13 protein-coding genes are annotated in these 19,459 nt (G+C 49.9%); 11 read left to right on the forward strand and 2 right to left on the reverse strand.

What is annotated here, in order from left to right; genetic code table 11:
* Positions 1 to 4: 4 nt before the first annotated feature.
* Positions 5 to 1,963: a threonine--tRNA ligase gene (gene thrS / locus EJL91_RS14000; RefSeq protein WP_125142574.1), complete on the reverse strand. Its 1,959-nt coding sequence runs from the start codon at positions 1,961 to 1,963 to the stop codon at positions 5 to 7.
* A 682-nt stretch (positions 1,964 to 2,645) separates the two neighbouring features.
* On the opposite strand from thrS, the gene EJL91_RS14005 reads away from it, so the two are divergent.
* The 5 genes from EJL91_RS14005 (at position 2,646) to EJL91_RS14025 (ending at position 12,376) form a co-directional block, all read left to right on the forward strand.
* A complete protein-coding gene (locus tag EJL91_RS14005) occupies positions 2,646 to 5,933 on the forward strand; it encodes a response regulator (RefSeq protein ID WP_125142575.1) in 3,288 nt (1,095 codons plus the stop codon).
* Between the two features lie 22 nt (positions 5,934 to 5,955).
* Positions 5,956 to 7,341: a Wadjet anti-phage system protein JetA family protein gene (locus EJL91_RS14010; RefSeq protein WP_125142576.1), complete on the forward strand. Its 1,386-nt coding sequence runs from the start codon at positions 5,956 to 5,958 to the stop codon at positions 7,339 to 7,341.
* A complete protein-coding gene (locus EJL91_RS14015) occupies positions 7,338 to 8,063 on the forward strand; it encodes a DUF4194 domain-containing protein (RefSeq protein ID WP_125142577.1) in 726 nt (241 codons plus the stop codon). Before EJL91_RS14010 ends, EJL91_RS14015 begins: the two co-directional genes overlap by 4 nt.
* Positions 8,041 to 11,427 (forward strand): ATP-binding protein, encoded by a 3,387-nt coding sequence (locus tag EJL91_RS14020; protein ID WP_125142578.1) that lies wholly within the window; start codon positions 8,041 to 8,043, stop codon positions 11,425 to 11,427. The genes EJL91_RS14015 and EJL91_RS14020 overlap by 23 nt, the downstream gene beginning before the upstream one ends.
* A 151-nt stretch (positions 11,428 to 11,578) precedes the next feature.
* On the forward strand, positions 11,579 to 12,376 hold the full coding sequence (locus tag EJL91_RS14025) for a prolipoprotein diacylglyceryl transferase (RefSeq protein WP_125142579.1): 798 nt from the start codon (positions 11,579 to 11,581) through the stop codon (positions 12,374 to 12,376).
* A gap of 15 nt (positions 12,377 to 12,391) precedes the next feature.
* Here EJL91_RS14025 and EJL91_RS14030 read toward each other — a convergent pair whose 3' ends face one another.
* Positions 12,392 to 13,312: a LysR family transcriptional regulator gene (locus EJL91_RS14030; RefSeq protein ID WP_125142580.1), complete on the reverse strand. Its 921-nt coding sequence runs from the start codon at positions 13,310 to 13,312 to the stop codon at positions 12,392 to 12,394.
* Positions 13,313 to 13,666: 354 nt separating this feature from the next.
* On the opposite strand from EJL91_RS14030, the gene EJL91_RS14035 reads away from it, so the two are divergent.
* The 6 genes from EJL91_RS14035 (at position 13,667) to speB (ending at position 19,393) form a co-directional block, all read left to right on the forward strand.
* Positions 13,667 to 14,233: a chromate transporter gene (locus tag EJL91_RS14035; RefSeq protein ID WP_125142581.1), complete on the forward strand. Its 567-nt coding sequence runs from the start codon at positions 13,667 to 13,669 to the stop codon at positions 14,231 to 14,233.
* Positions 14,230 to 14,805 (forward strand): chromate transporter, encoded by a 576-nt coding sequence (locus EJL91_RS14040; protein WP_125142582.1) that lies wholly within the window; start codon positions 14,230 to 14,232, stop codon positions 14,803 to 14,805. Before EJL91_RS14035 ends, EJL91_RS14040 begins: the two co-directional genes overlap by 4 nt.
* A gap of 601 nt (positions 14,806 to 15,406) precedes the next feature.
* A complete protein-coding gene (gene speD, locus EJL91_RS14045) occupies positions 15,407 to 16,168 on the forward strand; it encodes an adenosylmethionine decarboxylase (protein ID WP_125142583.1) in 762 nt (253 codons plus the stop codon).
* A 31-nt stretch (positions 16,169 to 16,199) separates the two neighbouring features.
* The gene (locus EJL91_RS14050) at positions 16,200 to 17,654 is read left to right on the forward strand and encodes an aminotransferase class I/II-fold pyridoxal phosphate-dependent enzyme (RefSeq protein WP_125142584.1); all 1,455 of its coding nucleotides are present in this window, start codon (positions 16,200 to 16,202) and stop codon (positions 17,652 to 17,654) included.
* Between the two features lie 31 nt (positions 17,655 to 17,685).
* Positions 17,686 to 18,546, forward strand: a complete 861-nt coding sequence (gene speE / locus EJL91_RS14055) for a polyamine aminopropyltransferase (protein ID WP_125142585.1) — start codon at positions 17,686 to 17,688, stop codon at positions 18,544 to 18,546.
* Positions 18,527 to 19,393 carry an agmatinase gene (speB, locus tag EJL91_RS14060; protein ID WP_125142586.1) on the forward strand — a complete coding sequence of 289 codons (867 nt, stop codon included), beginning with the start codon at positions 18,527 to 18,529 and terminating at the stop codon, positions 19,391 to 19,393. The genes speE and speB overlap by 20 nt, the downstream gene beginning before the upstream one ends.
* The last annotated feature ends 66 nt before the right edge of the window (positions 19,394 to 19,459 follow it).

Consider the following 19,459-nt stretch of genomic DNA (forward strand, 5'->3'; position numbering starts at 1 on the left):
ATTTTTATGCTTCGCTTACTTCTTCACGAATCTCTTTTGTCCGGATTTCCTTACAAATCTGCTCAATGAAATCACCGAGCGGTTTTACGCCCTCGTCCCCTGCAAAACGGCTCCTGACGGAGACCGTCTTATCAGCCTCTTCCTGCTGTCCGACTACCAGCATATAAGGAACTTTGTCAAGTCTTGTCTCGCGGATTTTATAACCAATCTTTTCGGAGCGGCTATCCAGAGTGCAGGAGATACCGTTTTTCTTTAACTCCTTCTCCACCTCTTTTGCGTATGACTCGTATTTGTCTGAGATTGGAAGAACCCTTACCTGCTCAGGGCAGAGCCAGGTCGGGAACTTGCCGGCATACTTTTCGATAAGCCATGCCAGCGTTCTCTCATAGCATCCCATAGATGTCCTGTGGATGACATAGGGGCGTACCTTCTCACCGTTCTGGTCGATGAAATACATATCAAAATTCTCGGCAATAGCACAATCTAACTGGATAGTGATCATCGTATCCTCTTTGCCGTACACGTTCTTTGCCTGGATGTCGATCTTTGGGCCGTAGAATGCAGCTTCGCCGTCGGCCTCTGTAAACGGAACCTGTTTCTCTACCAGCAGGTCACGGATTTTACCCTGTGTCTTCTCCCAGTATTCCTCGTCCCCGAGATATTTTTCACGGTTGTTGGGATCCCATTTGGACAGACGGTAAGTTACGTCATCCTGAAGTCCCAGAGTGGTCAGGCAGTGGACGGCCAGATCCAGGCAGCCGGCCAGTTCTTCCTCAACCTGGTCGGGTCGGATAATCAGATGTCCCTCGGAGATGGTAAACTGACGGACGCGTGTCAGGCCGTGCATCTCGCCGGAGTCCTCATTCCTGAACAGGGTGGACGTTTCGCTGTAGCGCAGCGGCAGCTCGCGGTAGGAGTGCTGGTCGTTCTTATATACGTAATACTGGAATGGGCAGGTCATCGGACGGAGCGCGAAAACTTCCTTGTCTTTTTCCTCATCTCCCAGGACAAACATGCCGTCCTTATAGTGCTCCCAATGGCCGGAAATCTTATATAAATCGGATTTGGCCATCAGAGGAGTTTTGGTACGGATATAGCCCCACTCATTGTCCTCCAGGTCCTCGACCCAGCGCTGCAGGGACTGGACGATTTTGACGCCCTTCGGCATCAGCAGGGGAAGGCCCTGGCCGATGACGTCGACCGTGGTGAAAAGACGCATCTCGCGGCCCAGCTTGTTGTGGTCGCGTTTTTTAATATCCTCCAGATGTTCCAGGTAGGCGTTTAACTCTTCCTTTGTGGCAAATGCGGTTCCGTAGATTCTCTGGAGCTGGGCCTTGCTGGAATCGCCTCTCCAATAGGCCATGGAGGAGGAGATAAGCTTGAAAGCCTTGATTGGTTTCGTGCTCATCAGGTGAGGCCCGGCACAGAGATCGGTAAAATCGTCGCCCTGTCTGTAGAATGAGATTTCCTCTCCCTCGGGGAGCGCCTCGATGAGTTCCACCTTGTACGGTTCCTCCCTCTCCTCCATAAGGCGGATGGCGGCAGCTTTTTCAAGCGTGAATTTCTCGAGCTTCTGTCCCTGTTTGATGATTTTTTTCATCTCTTTTTCCAGATTATCAAGATCTTCTCTGGTAAACGGTTCCGTGTCAAAATCATAATAAAAACCATTTTCAATGGACGGGCCGATGGTCAGTTTGGCCTGGGGACGCATCCGTTTAACGGCTTCAGCCAGGACATGGGAACAGGTGTGGCGGACGGCGGAAAGTCCTTCTGGATCTTTTGCGGTCAGGATATTTAAGGTACAGTCACTGTCCACGATGGTTCTGAGATCCGCAGTTTTGCCGTCAATCTCTCCGGCACAGGCAGCGCGTGCAAGGCCTTCACTGATGTCGAAAGCAATGTCAATGATGGATTTCGGTTCGGAATATTCTCTCCGGGAACCGTCTTTTAATGTGATGATCATAATTTGTCTCCTTTATTGTAAGAATGTGTTTAACTATTCTGAAGGTAATGACCCGCCGGACGTTTTCAGGCCCGGCCTCCTTTTCAGGCCCGGGAGCAGCGTTCCCGATCAAAAAAAGCCCTCCTGCAGCACAACTGCTGCAAGGGGCGGGCAAATCTGCTCGCGGTTCCACCCTTTTATATGGTTGGCGGTGAGAAACGCATACTGCGATTTCCGTCACCGTGCCGGAAATCCGGCTGGCTAACCTCTCATTTATCATGATGAAAACAGCTGAAATACTTTTCATCATTTCGGATGATAACGGAATCACCGGGCCGTATTAAGGCCGCTCAGGGCTGGTAACAGCGGCTTCCCAATAAGGCGCTTCCACCCGATGCGTCTCTCTCTGGATTGTTGTGCGTGCTGCAGTTCCCGTCATAGCGTTTAGAATGTTCAATTTTCCTTTTTATTATAGCATGGAAGGGGGATTTGTCAAAGGGTTAAATTTTAGCATGCGGAGCTCCTGTTTTTCAATTAAATCCCCGCGTTTACCTTTACCTGGGTCTTTAATTCTGTTATAATCTTATATTGGATAAAAATGAGCGAACAGGTGCATCCGGCGGGCAGACTGCCTGTGTAAAGATGCCGACTAGGATGGCGGGCCGTGCGTAAACGGGCAGCATTCCAGGAGAAGGGGAATCAAATGAAAGAAGAGATCCTGAAAGAAATAAGGGATTTAACGAAAGAAATACTTCATAAATATTTTTGTGAATCTGATATGGAATTTCTGATATCTAAATTTGCGCCGGATATCGTGTGGATCGGGGCGGGCGAAAAGATGAAGGCAGAGGGACGTGAGGCAGTGGCAGAAGCTTTCCGCGCCGGAAAAGGCGATATGATTCCATGTGAGATGTACGATGAGACGTTTATTGTGCGGGAATTGGCGGAGAACTGTTATTTTTGTGAAAGCACAGGGTGGGCGGAGTCGGTGGAGGGCACCAGCATGTATATGAAGCTTCACCAGAGAGCGACTTTCATCTACCGAAGAGAGAATGGAAAACTCTGGCTTGTGCATCTTCACCATTCCGCTTCCTACGGTGATGTGAAGGACGATGAACTGTTTCCGGTGGCGGCCGCGAGGGAGTCCTATGAGCAGCTGCAGGAGATTTTAAACCAGAGGGATCGCCAGATTGAGCTGATGCTTGCACAGCTTCCGGGAGGAATGTTAGTCTGCCTGAATGACGATAGATTTTCGACCAGGTGGGTAAGCCCCAGCCTCTGCCAGATGCTGGGTTACGGCAGCCAGACGGAATACGGTGATGCGACGGACAACTGCTGCAGATACTTTATTCTCCCTGAAGATTTTGCTGAAGTAAAGCTGAAGATTGGAGAAGAACTGAACCGGGGAGATTCTTATTATACGGAATACCGGATAGTCAGAAAAGACAGGAGCGTCATCTGGGTTGCCGATCTCGGCAAAAAGGTGTTTGACCAGGGCACAGAAGTCCTTTACAGTTTTATTACCGATATTACGGAAAAGAAACACAATGAGCTGAAAATCGAGAAAGCTGCCAAGGAAGTTGAGCGGACGGCGAAATTCCTCACCCAGCTTTATAACACGGTGCCCTGCGGGATTCTTCAGTTTGCGACGGATTCCACGCACCGCCTGGTCAGCGTTAACCGGACCGCCTGGGAATTTTACGGCTATGCTTCAGAGGAAGAGTATAGAAACCATATCGAAACACCGTTCCAGATGGTTCTGGACAAGGATATGGACTGGGTTATGAAGACGGCGGATTCCCTGACACTGTGGGGGGACGTGGCAGCTTATACAAGAGAGAGCAGAAAACAGGATGGGACTCAGGTCTGGGTCAATGTCACGATGGGCAGGATTGTCAATGCGGACGGCGATGAAGTAATCCAGGCGGTATTTACCGATATCACCGAGATTAAACGGATAGAACTGGAAGCGGAAAAGCAGAGGCTGATTGAGAACCGGTCTCTCCGCGCCGCGATCTGTACGGCATATCCCCTGATTATGAGGGTGAATCTGACCAGGGATTATTATGACTGTTTTGTGGAGGAACAGGAAACATATACGCTCAACCGATGCGGCAGTTACGAGGAGATGATTCAGGAAAGCAGCGGTCGGACTTATCCCGCATACAGGGAAGTCTTTCTAAAGACATTTTCCAGAGAAAATATGATTCGGAAATTTTCGGACGGCGAGAAGGAGGTTTACCTGGAGTACCGCCAGATGGGTTCCGACGGACAGTATCACTGGATTTCTTCGCATCTGATTTTCGTGGAGAACTCCTTGAGCGGGGATATGATCGCCATCAGGATGATTAAACTGCTGGATGCCCAGAGGGCAGAGACGGCGAAACAGGAGCAGCTTTTAAGGGACGCCTTGGCGGCGGCAAAAGCTGCCAACAATGCAAAGTCCGATTTCCTCTCCAGGATGAGCCACGATATCAGGACACCGATGAACGCAATTATCGGAATGAGCACCATTGGCAAGCTGAAGATCGATGATCAGGTCCGCGTGAAGGACTGCTTTGACAAAATTGATACCTCATCCAGATACCTTTTATCATTGCTCAATGATATTTTGGATATGTCCAAGATCGAGACGGGTAAGATGACGCTGTCAAGTGAAACCTTCGACTTCATAGAAATGATAGCTGAAATCAATTCCATCATATTCCCCCAGTCCCTGGAACGTGGAATTGACTATGAGATTCACCACAAAGATCCGTTGGAGCGCTACTATATCGGCGATTCCCTGAGGCTTAAACAAATTCTGATGAACCTGCTGTCCAATGCTGTGAAATTTACGATGGCCGGCGGGAAAATACGAATAGAGATAGAAGAAGAAAAACGTATTAACGGTTTTGCTATATTAAAAATTTCCGTCAGCGATACCGGAATTGGCATGTCCCCGGAGTTTCTGGAGAAGCTCTATCAGCCATTTGAACAGGAGACGGCTGACCGTGCGAGAAATAAGATTGGCAGCGGTCTGGGCCTGTCGATTGTGTATAACCTGGCAAACCTGATGGGAGGAGACATTAAGGCGGAGAGCAGGAAGAATGAGGGGAGCCGTTTTACGGTGAGACTTCCGTTTGGCCTTCTTCACGACGATGAGGAAAGGGAGAAAGAGCGCAAAACAAGGGAACTGTTGAAGGACATGAAAGTCCTGATCGCGGACGATGACGAATACATAGGCGAGCAGGCTTCTGCGATTCTGGACGGAATCGGGGCGGGGACCGTGTTTGTAAATTCCGGCATCAAAGCGGTAGAGGAAGTAGAAAAAGCCCTGATAGCGGGATGGATGTTTGATGTGGCAATGATCGACTGGAGGATGCCGGAGATGGATGGTATCGAGACGGTCCGCCGTATCAGGGAGCTTACGGGGCCGAACACGATGATCATTATCATTTCCGCCTATGACTGGAGCAGTATTGAGGCGGAAGCCAGGGCGGCGGGAGCGGATTACTTTATCTCTAAACCTTTATTCCGGACATCAGTATATGAAACATTTACAAAATTCCGGGCGGAGCGGACCGCCAGTCTGAGCAAACAGGACGTGGAGAGTGAATTCTTTGGAAAAAAGATTCTCCTGGTGGAAGACAATGAACTGAACCTGGAAATTGCAAAATCACTTCTGGAAATGCACGGACTCTGTATTGTGACGGCAGAAGACGGGCAAAGCGCAGTAGAGACGTTTGCGGCATCGCCGGAAAACAGCTTTTTTGCGGTTTTGATGGATATCAGAATGCCTGTGATGAATGGGCTTGAAGCTACGAGAGCCATCCGTTCCATGGAGAGAAAAGACGCGGTAAAGGTTCCGATCCTGGCTATGACGGCTAATGCGTTCGAGGAAGATAAATGTCAGGCAATGGAAGCCGGGATGAACGGATATCTTGTGAAGCCGCTCGATCTCACGGTGCTCCTTGCAGCGCTTAAATCGCTGGATAACCAGGTATTTTAACGAAAGACAGCGGAGGCGGAAAATGAAACTGATGAATGAAATACCGGACCGGTTTTGGGGCTTATTCCGCTCCGTTAACCGGCCCATCTACATCGAGGCTTTGCTGAAAATCAATGAAGAATACGAATACAGCAACTATTTTCTGAGCAGGGAGGCCTGCATACGGATTCTGGGCGAACACTTTGCCCGCAAAAAGTATGTAATTTGGCAGGATGAGATGGAGGACGATCTGGATACGCTGGAACCGCCGGCGACCAGAGTCCTCAACTGGCTGCTCCGTGCAGGCTGGCTCAGGAAAGTGGACGATTATGCGTCCATGACGGCCAATATTGTAATTCCCGATTACGCGGCCGTTATGCTGGATGCATTCGGAAAGCTTTTAAATGACGAGGAAGACGAAACTCAGATCTATATTCAGAATATCTATGCAATTCTGTTTTCCCTTAAGAATGACAAGAGAGCAGGTTTAAGCCTGTTGAATACTGCGCTTATCAACACGAAAAGACTGAATAAGACACTTCAGGACATGCTGCATAACATGGACAAATTTTTTGCAGGACTCCTGGAGCAGAAGACCTATGGAAATCTTTTAAAAGATCACCTGGAAGGCTACGTGGAAGAGATTGTCAGGAAGAAATACCACATTCTTAAGACATCGGACAACTTTTATCTTTATAAAAACGATATTAAGTTCTGGATTGCAGAGATGAGGGATGACGGCCTTTGGCTTCAAAATCTCGTGAGAAAGGGCGGAGGAACGGTATCGGATGACGGCGCCGTGGATGAGGGAAAGCTTATTGAGATCCAGGAAATATTAAGCCAGATTGAGAGAGGTTTTGATGATATTGAACGCAGGATTTCCAATATGGATAAGGAGCATTCCAGATATGTGAGGGCCACTGTGACGAGATTAAACTACCTTCTGAACCAGGAGGACAATACAAAAGGCCTGATTATCCGTCTGCTTAATCATCTGTCGGACGACGGCGGGCAGGATGAAAAACTGGTTAAAACCGGCAGCAGGATGAACCTGTCCCAGATGAATATCCTGTCGGAAGGCTCGCTCTATAAGCGGAGAAGGCAGAAGGCGGATTTTGCAAAGAATCTGGAGCCGGACGAGGAAGAAAAAGAGCTGACAACCGAGGAAATACTTAACTTGAACCGTGTAAAGAGCCGCTACAGCCGCGCCGAGATAGAGAACTTCATCACACAGCGCGCCGTCTCGGGGAAAATGGAAGTAGGAGAGAAAACGGTTACAAATGATGAAGAATTTGAGAAACTGATCCTGGCCTATGACTACTCCACCAGACAGAAAAGCCTGTACCATGTGGAGGAGGAAGAGGCCGAACTGATAGACAACGGCAGATACCGCTATCCGAAGCTGGTATTTGTAAGGAGGGACAAATGACAGAAATTCCGTATTTTGACAGTCTGATGGGGGAAGAGCAGAAGGAGGTCACGGACTCCATCCGTCTTCTGCTCCGCCAGACTTTTATTCTGGAACGCAAATACGACAGGCGGACGGGACGGTTCCAGTATAACCGTGAATTCAGGCTCTGCAACAAGCATTTGGAATTCATCCGGCTCTATTTTTCGATCAGCGGCATCTCTGTCTGTGAAAACAGCCAGCTAGGCGTGATCTATATCCAGGGAGAAACGCTGGTGGGGGATAAGCTGCCGAGGCTTGCCACCCTGTACCTGCTGATTCTGAAACTGATTTACGACGAACAGATGGAGAGCGTGTCCACCAGTGTAAATGTCTACACGACGCTGGGAGAGATGCATGAGAAGCTGGGGAGCTACCGCCTTTTCAAAAAGCAGCCTTCCCCAACCGATATAAAAAGAACCGTGACTCTGCTTAAAAAGTACCAGATTATAGAGCCTCTCGAGCTTCTGGAGGATTTAAAGGGAAGCAGCAGGCTGATCGTTTACCCATGCATCAACGTGGTGCTGATGGGGGACGATGTCAGGGAACTTCTGGAATCATTTATGGACGAGGAACCGGGCACAGAACCAGAATTGGAAACAGAGGCGGAACCGGTATCGTGGACGGAGGAGTCCGGTTCGGAACCGGGATGGACAGACAGTACGCAAGAGGAGGAGCAGGATGATACAGCAGACGAGGAATGATGCGGACCGTTTTGTGGCGATTTCCCGCATTTGCCTGAATAACTGGCACTATATCAGCAGGAAAACCCTCTCCTTCAGCGAAGAGATTAATTTTTTTACCGGCCATTCCGGGAGCGGCAAATCCACCGTGATCGATGCGATGCAGATTGTGCTGTACGCTAATACGGACGGAAGGGGATTTTTCAACAAGGCCGCAGCGGATGATTCGGACCGCAGCCTGATTGAATACCTCAGAGGCATGGTGAATATCGGAGAAAATAATGAGTTTGCCTATTTAAGAAACCGGAATTTCTCTACGACCATAGTCCTGGAATTGATGAGGACGGACACACAGGACTGCCAGTGCGTCGGCATCGTATTCGACGTGGAGACCTCCACGAATGAGATTTCAAGAAAATTTTTCTGGCATAAGGGGCCGCTGTGGGAAGACGGTTACAGAACGGGCGAACGGGCCATGACTATCGCCGAGGTGGAAGAGAGGCTTAACAGTTCCTACGGTAAAGAAGAGTGTTTTTACACCTCCCATAATGAGAGGTTCCGCCGGATACTCTACGATGTGTATCTGGGAGGCCTCGACCAGGAAAAATTCCCCCTGCTATTCAAACGGGCGATCCCCTTCAGGATGAATATCAAGCTGGAGGATTTTGTAAAGGAATATATCTGCATGGAGCAGGATATCCACATTGAGGATATGCAGGAGAGCGTCATGCAGTACGGCAGAATGAGAAAAAAGATAGAGGATACCTGCCGGGAAATTGAGGAGCTGAAGGCCCTTTCTGAGAAATACAGGGCGGTGGAGACACAGGAAGAACTGATCCGGAAAAACACCTATTACATGGACAAGATGGAGATTTTGGATTTGCGCATCCAGGTGGCCGGACTGTCGGACAGGATAGAACAGACTGCATTTGATCTGCGCAAGCAGGAGGAGACGGGGCAGCAGGTAAAAAGCCAGATTGCGGGGCTTAAGGCAAAGAGCGATGAACTGCTCCGTCAGATTTCTTCCACCGGTTATGATGAACTGAAAGAGAAGCTTAAGGGGATGAACGAACTCCTGGAGCGCCTTATGAAAAGTGAGGACAGGTGGCAGAGGACGGCCGCCGGGTTAAAGGCCTGGGTGGACGAGGATGTCACATCCAACCAGACCATCTGGGATATAGAGGAATTTGAGGCCCGCTCCATCGACAAAGCCGTTCTCGAACGGCTGAAGAGTTCTGTGGAAGAGACGAGGGAGGACGTGGCCAGGCAGAAGCAGGAGGCCGGAGCCGCTATCCGTGAACTGGTAAAGAGGGAAAAACAGGCCGGGGAAGAGCTGGAGAAGCTCCGGGCCGGAGGAAAAGCATACCCCAAATACCTGGAAAATGCCCGTTCCTACATTAAAAAACGGTTGTTTGAGGAACGGAAAAAACCGGTGGAGGTTTACGTCCTTTCCGATCTCCTGGACATTAAAAGTGATGAGTGGAGGAATGCTGTAGAGGGCTATCTGGCCGGTAACAAGCTCTCCCTTGTCGTGCCGCCCGCCTATGCGAAAACGGCAATGGAACTATATGGGGAACTGGATCGAAAAGAATACTGGAATGTAGCGGTCCTAGATACGGAGAAGGCTGCGGAAATCACACCTCAGGTCTTTGAAAACGCCCTTTCGGAGGAGGTTCTCGTCAGGGAGGATTATTTAAGGCCATACATCGATATGCTGCTTGGAAAGGTTGTTAAATGCCGCACTATAGAGGAACTCCGTAAAAACAGGACGGGAATCACGCCCGACTGTATGCTGTACCATAATTTACGCCTGCAGTTTGTAAATCCCGACCACTATACAAAATTCGCCTACATTGGAAAAGCCAGCGTAAGAAAAAGAATCAGGCTGCTGGAGGAGGAGATCACCCGCTGCCGCACGGAGAGAACGCCGCAGGAGGAACTGCAGAAGGAATGCGGCCGCATCCTGGAGCTTGAAAAGATGGAAAGCAGTACGGACACTTACATGGAATGGCTTGAAGATATCAGGCAGTTAAAGATAAAGACAAGAGAGCAAAACCAGCTTAAAGAAAAGCTCCGGAAGATGAAGGAACAGAACATTGACGAGTGGGAGAAGGAAAGGGAGGCTGTTGAGGCCCTGAGATCCGGTAAGGAAGAAGAACTGCGCGAGAACGACCGGCAGACGAGCCGGAGCCAGGAGGAACTGGAACGGCTAAAGAAAGACGCTGTCTGGAAACAGGGAGAACTCTCCGACAGGGAGCGCGATTTCAAAGAAGAAAAGATGCTGGAAGAGCAGCTTCGCGAGTTCCTCTCCAAACGCGACAACCCGAATTATGACAAGCTGAGGGATTATTTCAAGGGACAGGCCGGTTCGGCAGCGGAAGCCAGGGATCAGGCGTTTGATATTCTTCTGTCTGAGCGGCTCTCTTACCTGAAACGGTATCCAAACAGGAATTTTTCACCCAGCGTGAGAAATAATGAAGCATATGAAAAGCTGCTGGCCACACTCGGCTGCGACAATCTGGAGCATTACAGGGAGGCGGCCGCGGAACAGGCCAAGACGGCGGTGGAGCGTTTCAAAGACGATTTCATGTACAAGATCCGCAGCGCCATCGGCGAGGCTATTGGCCGCAAGGACGAACTCAACCGGATTATCAGCAGCCTGAACTTCGGAAAGGACAAATATCAGTTTGTCATTGGGAAAAATAAGGGGGCGGACGGCCGTTTCTACGATATGTTTATGGATGAGGCCCTGGAGATCAACCCCTCGAAGCTCAGCCAGTCCTTTGAAAACCAGCTCAACTTTTTTACAATGGAGCATGAAAACCAGTATGGAGAACAGATTAACGAACTGATAAGCATCTTCATCCCTCCGGAAAATGCATCGGCCGAGGAGATGGAGGAAGCCAGAAGGAATATGGATAAGTATGCGGATTACCGCACCTACCTCTCCTTTGATATGCAGCAGATCATCAGGAACGACGACGGCGTCATGAAGCTGCAGCTCAGCAAGATGATCCGGAAAAATTCGGGAGGAGAGGGGCAGAACCCGCTGTATGTGGCGCTCCTGGCAAGCTTTGCCCAGGCCTACCGCATCGGTCTTTCACCGAAACTAAGGCGAAACCCGACAATCCGTCTCGTGGTTCTGGATGAAGCGTTTTCAAAAATGGATGCGGAAAAAGTGGCTAGCTGCATCCAGTTAATCCGTGACCTGGGCTTCCAGGCTATCATAAGCGCCACCAATGATAAGATACAGAATTATGTAGAGAATGTGAATAAGACATTTGTGTTTGCCAACCCGAATAAGAAGGCGATTTCTATCCAGGAGTTTGAGAGGGAGGAGATGCCGAAACTGATTGGGATGGTGGAAACCCCCTCCTTTTATTAAATTTCTCTGAAAAAAACCACATATCCGTTGCGGTAACCCTGAAAAAAAGTTATACTAATGTCCGATGCATGAATTATACACCTGTATTACCGGCGTTTTTACATGGCCGGAATGCGGACAATACCGCATCAATACACGAACGGAGGACAATATGCATAACGACTTGCTTACAATCGGCGGCGTCACGATACACGGATACGGCCTCATGATAGGACTGGGTTTTGTGGCTGCTTATTTTATGACGGAACACAGAGCGCAGAAACAGGGACTTGACAGTGAGAAGATTATTTCCCTGGCTCTGTGGGTAATTGTGTCCGGTCTTATCAGTGCGAAGCTTTTGTATTACATCACGATATTTGATGATATCGTTAAAAACCCGAAGCTGCTTCTGGATTTTGGAGATGGTTTTGTGGTTTACGGAGGAATTATCGGAGGAATTTTTGGAGGATTCCTGTTTTCACGCGTTTACAAAATTTCGTTTTTCCGGTATTTTGACCTGGTAATGCCGGCGGTCGCACTGGCGCAGGGACTGGGAAGAGTTGGATGTTATCTCGCCGGATGCTGCTACGGAATCCAGGTGGACAGCCCGATTTCCATCGTGTTTACGAATTCGGCCTTTGCGCCCAACGGGGTGCCGCTTCTGCCGACCCAGTTGATTTCCAGCGGACTTAATTTTGTACACTGTATTATCCTGCTTCTGTTTGCAAAGAGGGCGAAAGCGCCGGGGCAGGTATCGGCCCTGTACCTGATTTGCTACAGTGCGGGACGTTTTGTTCTCGAATATTTCAGGGGAGACTTAATCCGCGGTTCGGTGGGCACGTTCTCTACCTCCCAGTTTATTTCTATTTTCATCTTTGCGGCAGGCGTGATTCTGTTTATTGCCAGCCCGAAGTTCAAAAAAGGGAGCACAGCCGGAGCTGCGGCAGGAAACAGCAAAGAGCAGCAGTAAGCGGACGGGAAGTTTTTAACCGGGCGGAAGTTCCGGCATAGCGTCGTCACGGCAGAGTTCCTCTGCGGTGACGGAGCAGAAGGCAATGAATTCACGCGCCACTTCCGGCAGATATTTGTTTTTGTGGTAAAGAATTGAAAAGATGCGTTCCAGATTGATGTTTTTGAGGCCCACCTCTTTGAGGGAGCCGTTTAATAAATCTTTCTGGACGACGAGCCTGGGGAGGATTGTGATCCCCAGGCTTTTTTTGAGGGCTTCAATGATAGCTTCGTTGCTGGCGCTCTCCCAGGCAGGCGTAATCTTCAGGCCGTGGAGAGAGCAGAGGCTTTTCACGATTTCGCTGGTTGCGCTGCCCGTCTCACGCATCAGGAAATCAAAGGGCAGAAGTTCATCCGGAAGAACGCAGTCCTTTTTTGCGAGTGGGTGTGACGGTCCGCATAGGAGACAGAGGCGGTCTTTCATAAATGGGATGTCGACGAACTGCGGGGCGGAAGGGGAACCCTCCACCAGCGCAAAGTCGATCTGGTTGGAAAGCAGCGCCTCCTCGACGGCCGAATAATTTTTTATCAGAGCCTTCACCCTGAAATCGGGATGCTGTTTCCTGAAACGTACCAGAAGCTCCGGAAGCAGCCGGGAGCCGATGGTAATACCTGCGCCGACTCTCAGGGTACCGGTGGAACCCGATTTCTTCATCCCCTTTTCCATCTCGTCGAAAAGGGAGGAAATGTGAAGGGCATAGCTGTAGAACTGGCGGCCGGCCTCCGTTATATAGATACGCCTTGCCATACGGTCAAAAAGGCGGAGTCCGTAATATTCCTCCAGCTCACTGATAGCGAGGCTCACGGAGGGCTGAGCCAGATGCAGTTTGGCGGCGGCCTTTGTGATACTTTCGCATTGATATACGGTGACAAAGATTCGGATGTGGCGGAGCGTCATATTGTCTTCCTTTCTGGCGGAGTGGCAGCATATCCATATATGGCAATGTCAGGTAGATGGGAACGTGTCACCGCACCGGTTAACCGATGTATGTTTTTTGGCGCAAACCTTGTAAATTGCTGTTTGATTTAGAAAATACATAATGAATTAATTATCTATATTATATAATAATAGTATTTTACAAATAAATCAAGAACGGGTATAATTCGAATAAATAAGCCGGTTACTCACAAAAAACACGTGAAAACACCTCGTGGAATACATACCGAGTGAACAGTAACATAAGCCGCACAGGCATAGCTGCCGGGCACAGCGTGAATGGTAACCGGACGTAAAACAAGGGAGGAAAGGGAAATGGAAAAGAAGAAAGTAATCTGGAAACTGTTTATTTCCACGCTCTATCTGAGCGCTTTTACTTTCGGAGGAGGGTATGTCATCATCACACTGATGAAGAAGAAATTCGTAGATGAATATCACTGGATCGATGAGGAGGAGATGCTTGATCTGGTAGCCATCGCCCAGTCGGCTCCGGGCCCGATTGCAGTCAATGGGGCGATAGTCGTAGGCTATAAGCTGGCCGGTGTACCCGGACTTTTAATGTCCATACTGGGAACCGTGACCCCGCCTTTTGTCATCCTGTCGGTGGTATCGATGTTTTACACGGCGTTTCGCGATAACCTCTATATCGCCCTGATGCTCCAGGGTATGCAGGCCGGAGTGGGAGCGGTAATCGCTTCTGTTGTTTACGATATGGGCGAGGGTATTGTGAGGGGGAAAAGTTATATTTCCATCCTGATTATGGTTCTGTCTTTCATTGCCGTGTATTTTCTTAATATCAGCGCGGTTTATATTATATTGGCCTGCGGTATTTTCGGCGCCGTGAGGACGGTAGTTTCACAGAAAGGAGGAAAGGCATCATGATTTATTTGCAGCTTTTTCTCAGTTTCCTTCAGATTGGAGCGTTCAGTTTCGGCGGCGGATATGCGGCAATGCCCCTGATCCAGGCACAGGTTGTAGATTTACACCGGTGGCTCAGCCTGGGGGAGTTTACCGATTTAGTCACAATATCTCAGATGACGCCCGGCCCTATCGCAATCAACTCGGCAACTTTTGTCGGCCTTAAGATAGCCGGCTTTCCGGGCGCCCTCTGCGCCACCTTCGGCTGTATCCTGCCCTCCTGCATTATCGTGTCGGCCATTGCATGGATTTATATGAAATACAGGAAAATGACGCTTCTTCAGGGAATCCTGAATTCCCTGCGCCCCGCAGTGGTATCCCTGATCGGGGCGGCCGGACTCTCTATCATGATTACCGCTTTCTTTGGGGAGCAGGGAGTGATTGTGCTTTCAAACCTGAAGGTCCAGGCGGTGGTGATTTTCTGTATAGCGGTTTTTTTGCTCAGGTGGAAACATATGAATCCGGTAACGGTGATGGTGTTGGCGGGAGTGATTCAGATTGGCTTTTATTTTGGAGGGCGCGTGATATTTAGTTGAAAATTTTTTACTTGACTTCACCCCACAAAAGATGATATGATACTCGCGACATGGAAAATGATGATTTTTTTGGATGAGTCATCCATGCAAATATTCTTGACCACCCGCCGCAGACGGGTAGAGGCCATACGGACAGCCGGGTCAAATGCCGAGCGGCAACTTTCGTTGCCTTATTGATTGAGTTAGAAGCTCAAATTTTATAAGTTGGTTACTTTACAACCGGTGCGATGATGCACATCAACTTGTGAAACGGTCAATAAGAGTGGTAAAAGTAAAATATTTGCTATATAGACTCTGAAAATTTAAGTTTTCCTGAATCGTGAGAACGCCCGGGGAGGGTGTATAGAAAATTATGATACGGCGGGAGTATACCCGGCGGATCCAGGAGAATAGAACAAAGACTGAGATTATGCGCAAGTGATGGTGACACATTACTTGCGCTTTTTTAATTCATAGGAAATTACGCCCTATGAATTAAAAAACGCTCCGCGAGGATGCACATGCCGCGCAGGATGCTTTGAACGATTACCCTGGAACGGGGAAACAGGTTAATGTTACTGTGTACGGAGTGAACAGTAACGAAACGGGAGAAGGAGATAAGATGGATCAGAAGCTAAAATTATATGGTTTTAATAACCTGACAAAAGCCCTCAGTTTTAATATTTACGATGTCTGTTACGCCAAAACGCCCAGGGAGCAGAAGGATTACATAGCCTATATCGACGAACAGTATAATTCCGACCGTCTGACCGGAATTCTGACGACTTTGACGGATATGATTGGAGCGACCGTGTTAAACATTTCCCAGCAGGACTATGAGCCGCAGGGGGCGTCCGTGACGCTTCTGATAGCCGAGGGTTCCATGGTCCCGGTGGGGAGGGAGACACAGGTGGCCCATCTCGACAAGAGCCATGTCACGGTCCATACATATCCGGAATACCACCCCGAAACGTGCCTGGCTACCTTCCGCGTGGATATCGACGTGGCCACCTGCGGGGAGATTACGCCGCTGTCCACGCTCGACTACCTGATCGGTTCCTTTGATTCGGATATCATTACAATGGATTACCGTGTCCGAGGATTCACGAGGGATATGGACGGCAGAAAGCTATTTATGGATCACCGCGTCAAGTCCATCCAGGATTATATTGCAGAGGAGACGCTGCGCAGATACGACGTGGTGGATATCAATGTCTACGAGGCTAATCTTTTCCACACCAAGATGATGGTAAAAGACATCGACCTGCAGAATTATCTGTTTAAAACAGATGTTTACGAGCTTCCGCCGAGAACCAGGCTGGCTATTATGGACAGCCTGCGCCGGGAGATGATTGAGATTTTCAGCGGACGAAACATTTATTAACAAGAAGACGGAACCAGGGAGGAAATGGAAAATGACGGAGCTTTCCCAGGAGAGGGCGCCTATCTATGAGGCGCTGGAAAAATTTCAGAAAATGAGAATCGTACCCTTTGACGTGCCGGGGCACAAGAGGGGGAGGGGGAACCCGGAGCTGACGGCTCTGCTTGGGGAGACGTGTATGCAGATGGACGTCAATTCAATGAAACCCCTCGACAATCTGTGCCACCCCGTATCCGTCATCGCAGACGCGGAGCGGCTGGCCGCGGAGGCATTTGGCGCCGCCCATGCATTTTTGATGGTGGGAGGCACGACCTCGGCGGTTCAGAGTATGGTGCTGGCCTCCGTAAAGAGGGGGGAGAAGATCATCCTGCCCAGGAATGCCCACCGCAGCGTGATGGGAGCGCTTGTACTCTGCGGAGCTGTGCCGGTCTATGTGAACCCGGCCGGGGACAAGAGACTGGGAATTCCGCTGGGAATGCGTCTTTCGGACGTCAGAAAGGCCATTGAAGAAAATCCGGATGCAAAGGCCGTGTTTGTCAATAACCCGACCTACTACGGAATCTGTTCCGATCTGCGTTCCATTGCCAGTCTGGCGCATGAACATGGGATGCTCTGTCTGGCCGATGAGGCGCACGGGACCCATTTCTATTTTGGGGAAGGACTGCCGGTGTCAGCCATGGCGGCTGGCGCGGATATGGCGGCCATCTCCATGCACAAGTCCGGCGGGAGCCTGACCCAGAGTTCCCTCCTTCTCACAGGCCCTGCGATGCCGGCCGGTTACGTGAGGCAGATTATCAATCTGACCCAGACGACAAGCGGTTCCTACCTTTTGCTGTCAAGCCTCGATATTTCCAGGAGGAACCTGGCTCTGAGAGGCAGGGAGGCATTTGGAAAGGTAATTGAAATGGCCGGATATGCCAGGGAAGAGATAAACAGGATTGGCGGCTATTATGCCTACAGCAGGGAGCTTGTCAACGGGGACAGTATTTATGACTTTGATGTGACGAAGCTTTCCGTACACACCAGGGATATCGGCCTGGCGGGCATCGAGGTCTACGACCTTTTGAGGGATGAGTATGATATCCAGATTGAATTCGGCGATCTCGGCAATATCCTAGCTTACCTTTCCATCGGAGACCGGCAGAGAGAGTTGGAGCGCCTCGTGAGCGCGCTTTCAGAGATACGGCGCCGTTTCAGCCGCGATAAGGCAAGCCTGATGGATTACGACTATATCGATCCCGTGGTGATTCTGTCCCCGCAGGAGGCATTCTACGCAGATAAGGAATCCCTGCCGCTGAAAGATACGGCCGGGAGGATATGCAGTGAATTTGTCATGTGCTACCCGCCGGGAATTCCGATTCTGACGCCGGGAGAGCAGATTACAGGGGAAATAATTGATTACATACGATATGCAAAGGATAAGGGCTGTTCGATGACCGGACCGGAGGATGCCCGGATCGAGAGACTGAACGTGCTGAGAGGAGTATAAAAGAGGAGCATTAAATCGAAAGGGGAATAAAATGAATTTTTGGTTTTCTGAAAAACATACGCCGAACGTGAAATTGTCGATCCGGGTGGATCGCCAGCTCTACAGCGGCAAGAGTGAATTCCAGCGGATCGATGTTTTTGATTCACCGGAGTTCGGCCGTTTTCTCACATTGGACGGATATATGATGCTGACGGAAAAGGATGAATTTATCTACCATGAGATGATTACCCATGTGCCGATGGCCGTCCATCCGTCGGTAAAGCAGGCGCTTGTGATCGGAGCCGGGGACGGCGGCGTGATCCGGGAACTGACCAGGTATCACGAGATTGAACATATTGATATGGTGGAGATCGATCCCCTTGTGGTGGAGGTATGCAAAAAATATCTTCCGAAGACAGCCTGCCGCCTGGATGACGAAAGACTTGCTATCCACTATGAAGACGGGCTGAAATTCATCCGCGGCTGTGAGAACAGGTACGATCTGATTATTGTGGATTCCACGGATCCATTCGGTCCGGGAGAAGGACTTTTTACAAGGGAATTCTACGGAAACTGTTATAAGGCCCTTAAAGAGGACGGTATCATGGTGAACCAGCATGAGAGCCCCTTCTACGATGACGATGCGGAGGCGTGTAAACGGGCTCATAAACGGATTGTGGAGTCATTTCCTATCAGCCGCGTTTACCAGGCCCACATTCCGACCTATCCGTCGGGCCATTGGCTGTTCGGTTTTGCATCTAAGAAATACCATCCGCTTAAGGATTTAAATGAGACGAGATGGAATATGCGGAGCCTGCAGTGCCGCTACTATACGACCACACTTCATAAGGGCGCGTTCTATCTGCCCGCTTACGTAGAGGAGATGTTAGAAGATGTTGAAGGCAAATATTGAAAATTTTCTGGCCTGCGATGCGGCTTATGAGGAGGCCGGGATCGTGCTTTACGGCGCGCCCTTTGATTCCACCACCTCCTACCGGCCCGGCGCACGTTTCGGGTCCAGGGCGGTGAGGTCGGAATCATACGGTCTGGAGAGTTATTCTCCTTATCAGGACAGGGATCTTTTAGACTGCTCCGTGTTTGACAGCGGGGATTTGGAACTCAGCTTCGGGAACACAGGGGCTGCCCTTGCAGATTTGGAGCAGAGGGCGGACGAGATACTTCAGGATGGAAAACTGCCGTTTCTAATCGGCGGCGAACATCTGGTAACTCTGGCAGCTGTCAGGGCGGCAAAGAAAAAATATCCGGATCTCTGCATCATGCATTTCGACGCACACGCCGATTTGAGGGAGGATTATCTGGGGACTGAACTTTCCCACGCCTGTGTAATCAGGCGGTGCCACGAACTGGTGGGGGACGGCCGGATCTTCCAGTTTGGAATCCGCTCCGGTGACAGGGAAGAGTGGAACTGGGGGAGGGGACATGTGAAAACGGTTCCCTTTACACTTAAGGAAGAAGATATCCGAGAGACGTTAAAAGAGCTGGAAGGAAAACCAGTATATTTTACCGTGGATCTCGATGTAATGGATCCGTCGGTATTTCCCGGAACGGGAACGCCGGAGCCGGGAGGCGTGAGCTTTGACGAGCTCCGAAGGGCCGTAACTCTGGTCTGCGGGAACGCCAGGGTGGTCGGCTGTGATGTCAATGAACTGGCTCCGATGCTCGACGCATCCGGGGCGTCAACCGCAGCGGCCTGTAAAATCGTGAGGGAAATGCTGATTGCCTTGTCGGAACGGCGTTAGACCAGAGACAGAAAAAACAGGCAACAGCAAGAACAGGCAACAGCAAGAACAGGTAACAGCAAGAAC

The organism is Clostridium transplantifaecale (assembly GCF_900626075.1).
Lineage (GTDB): Bacteria > Bacillota > Clostridia > Lachnospirales > Lachnospiraceae > Otoolea > Otoolea transplantifaecalis.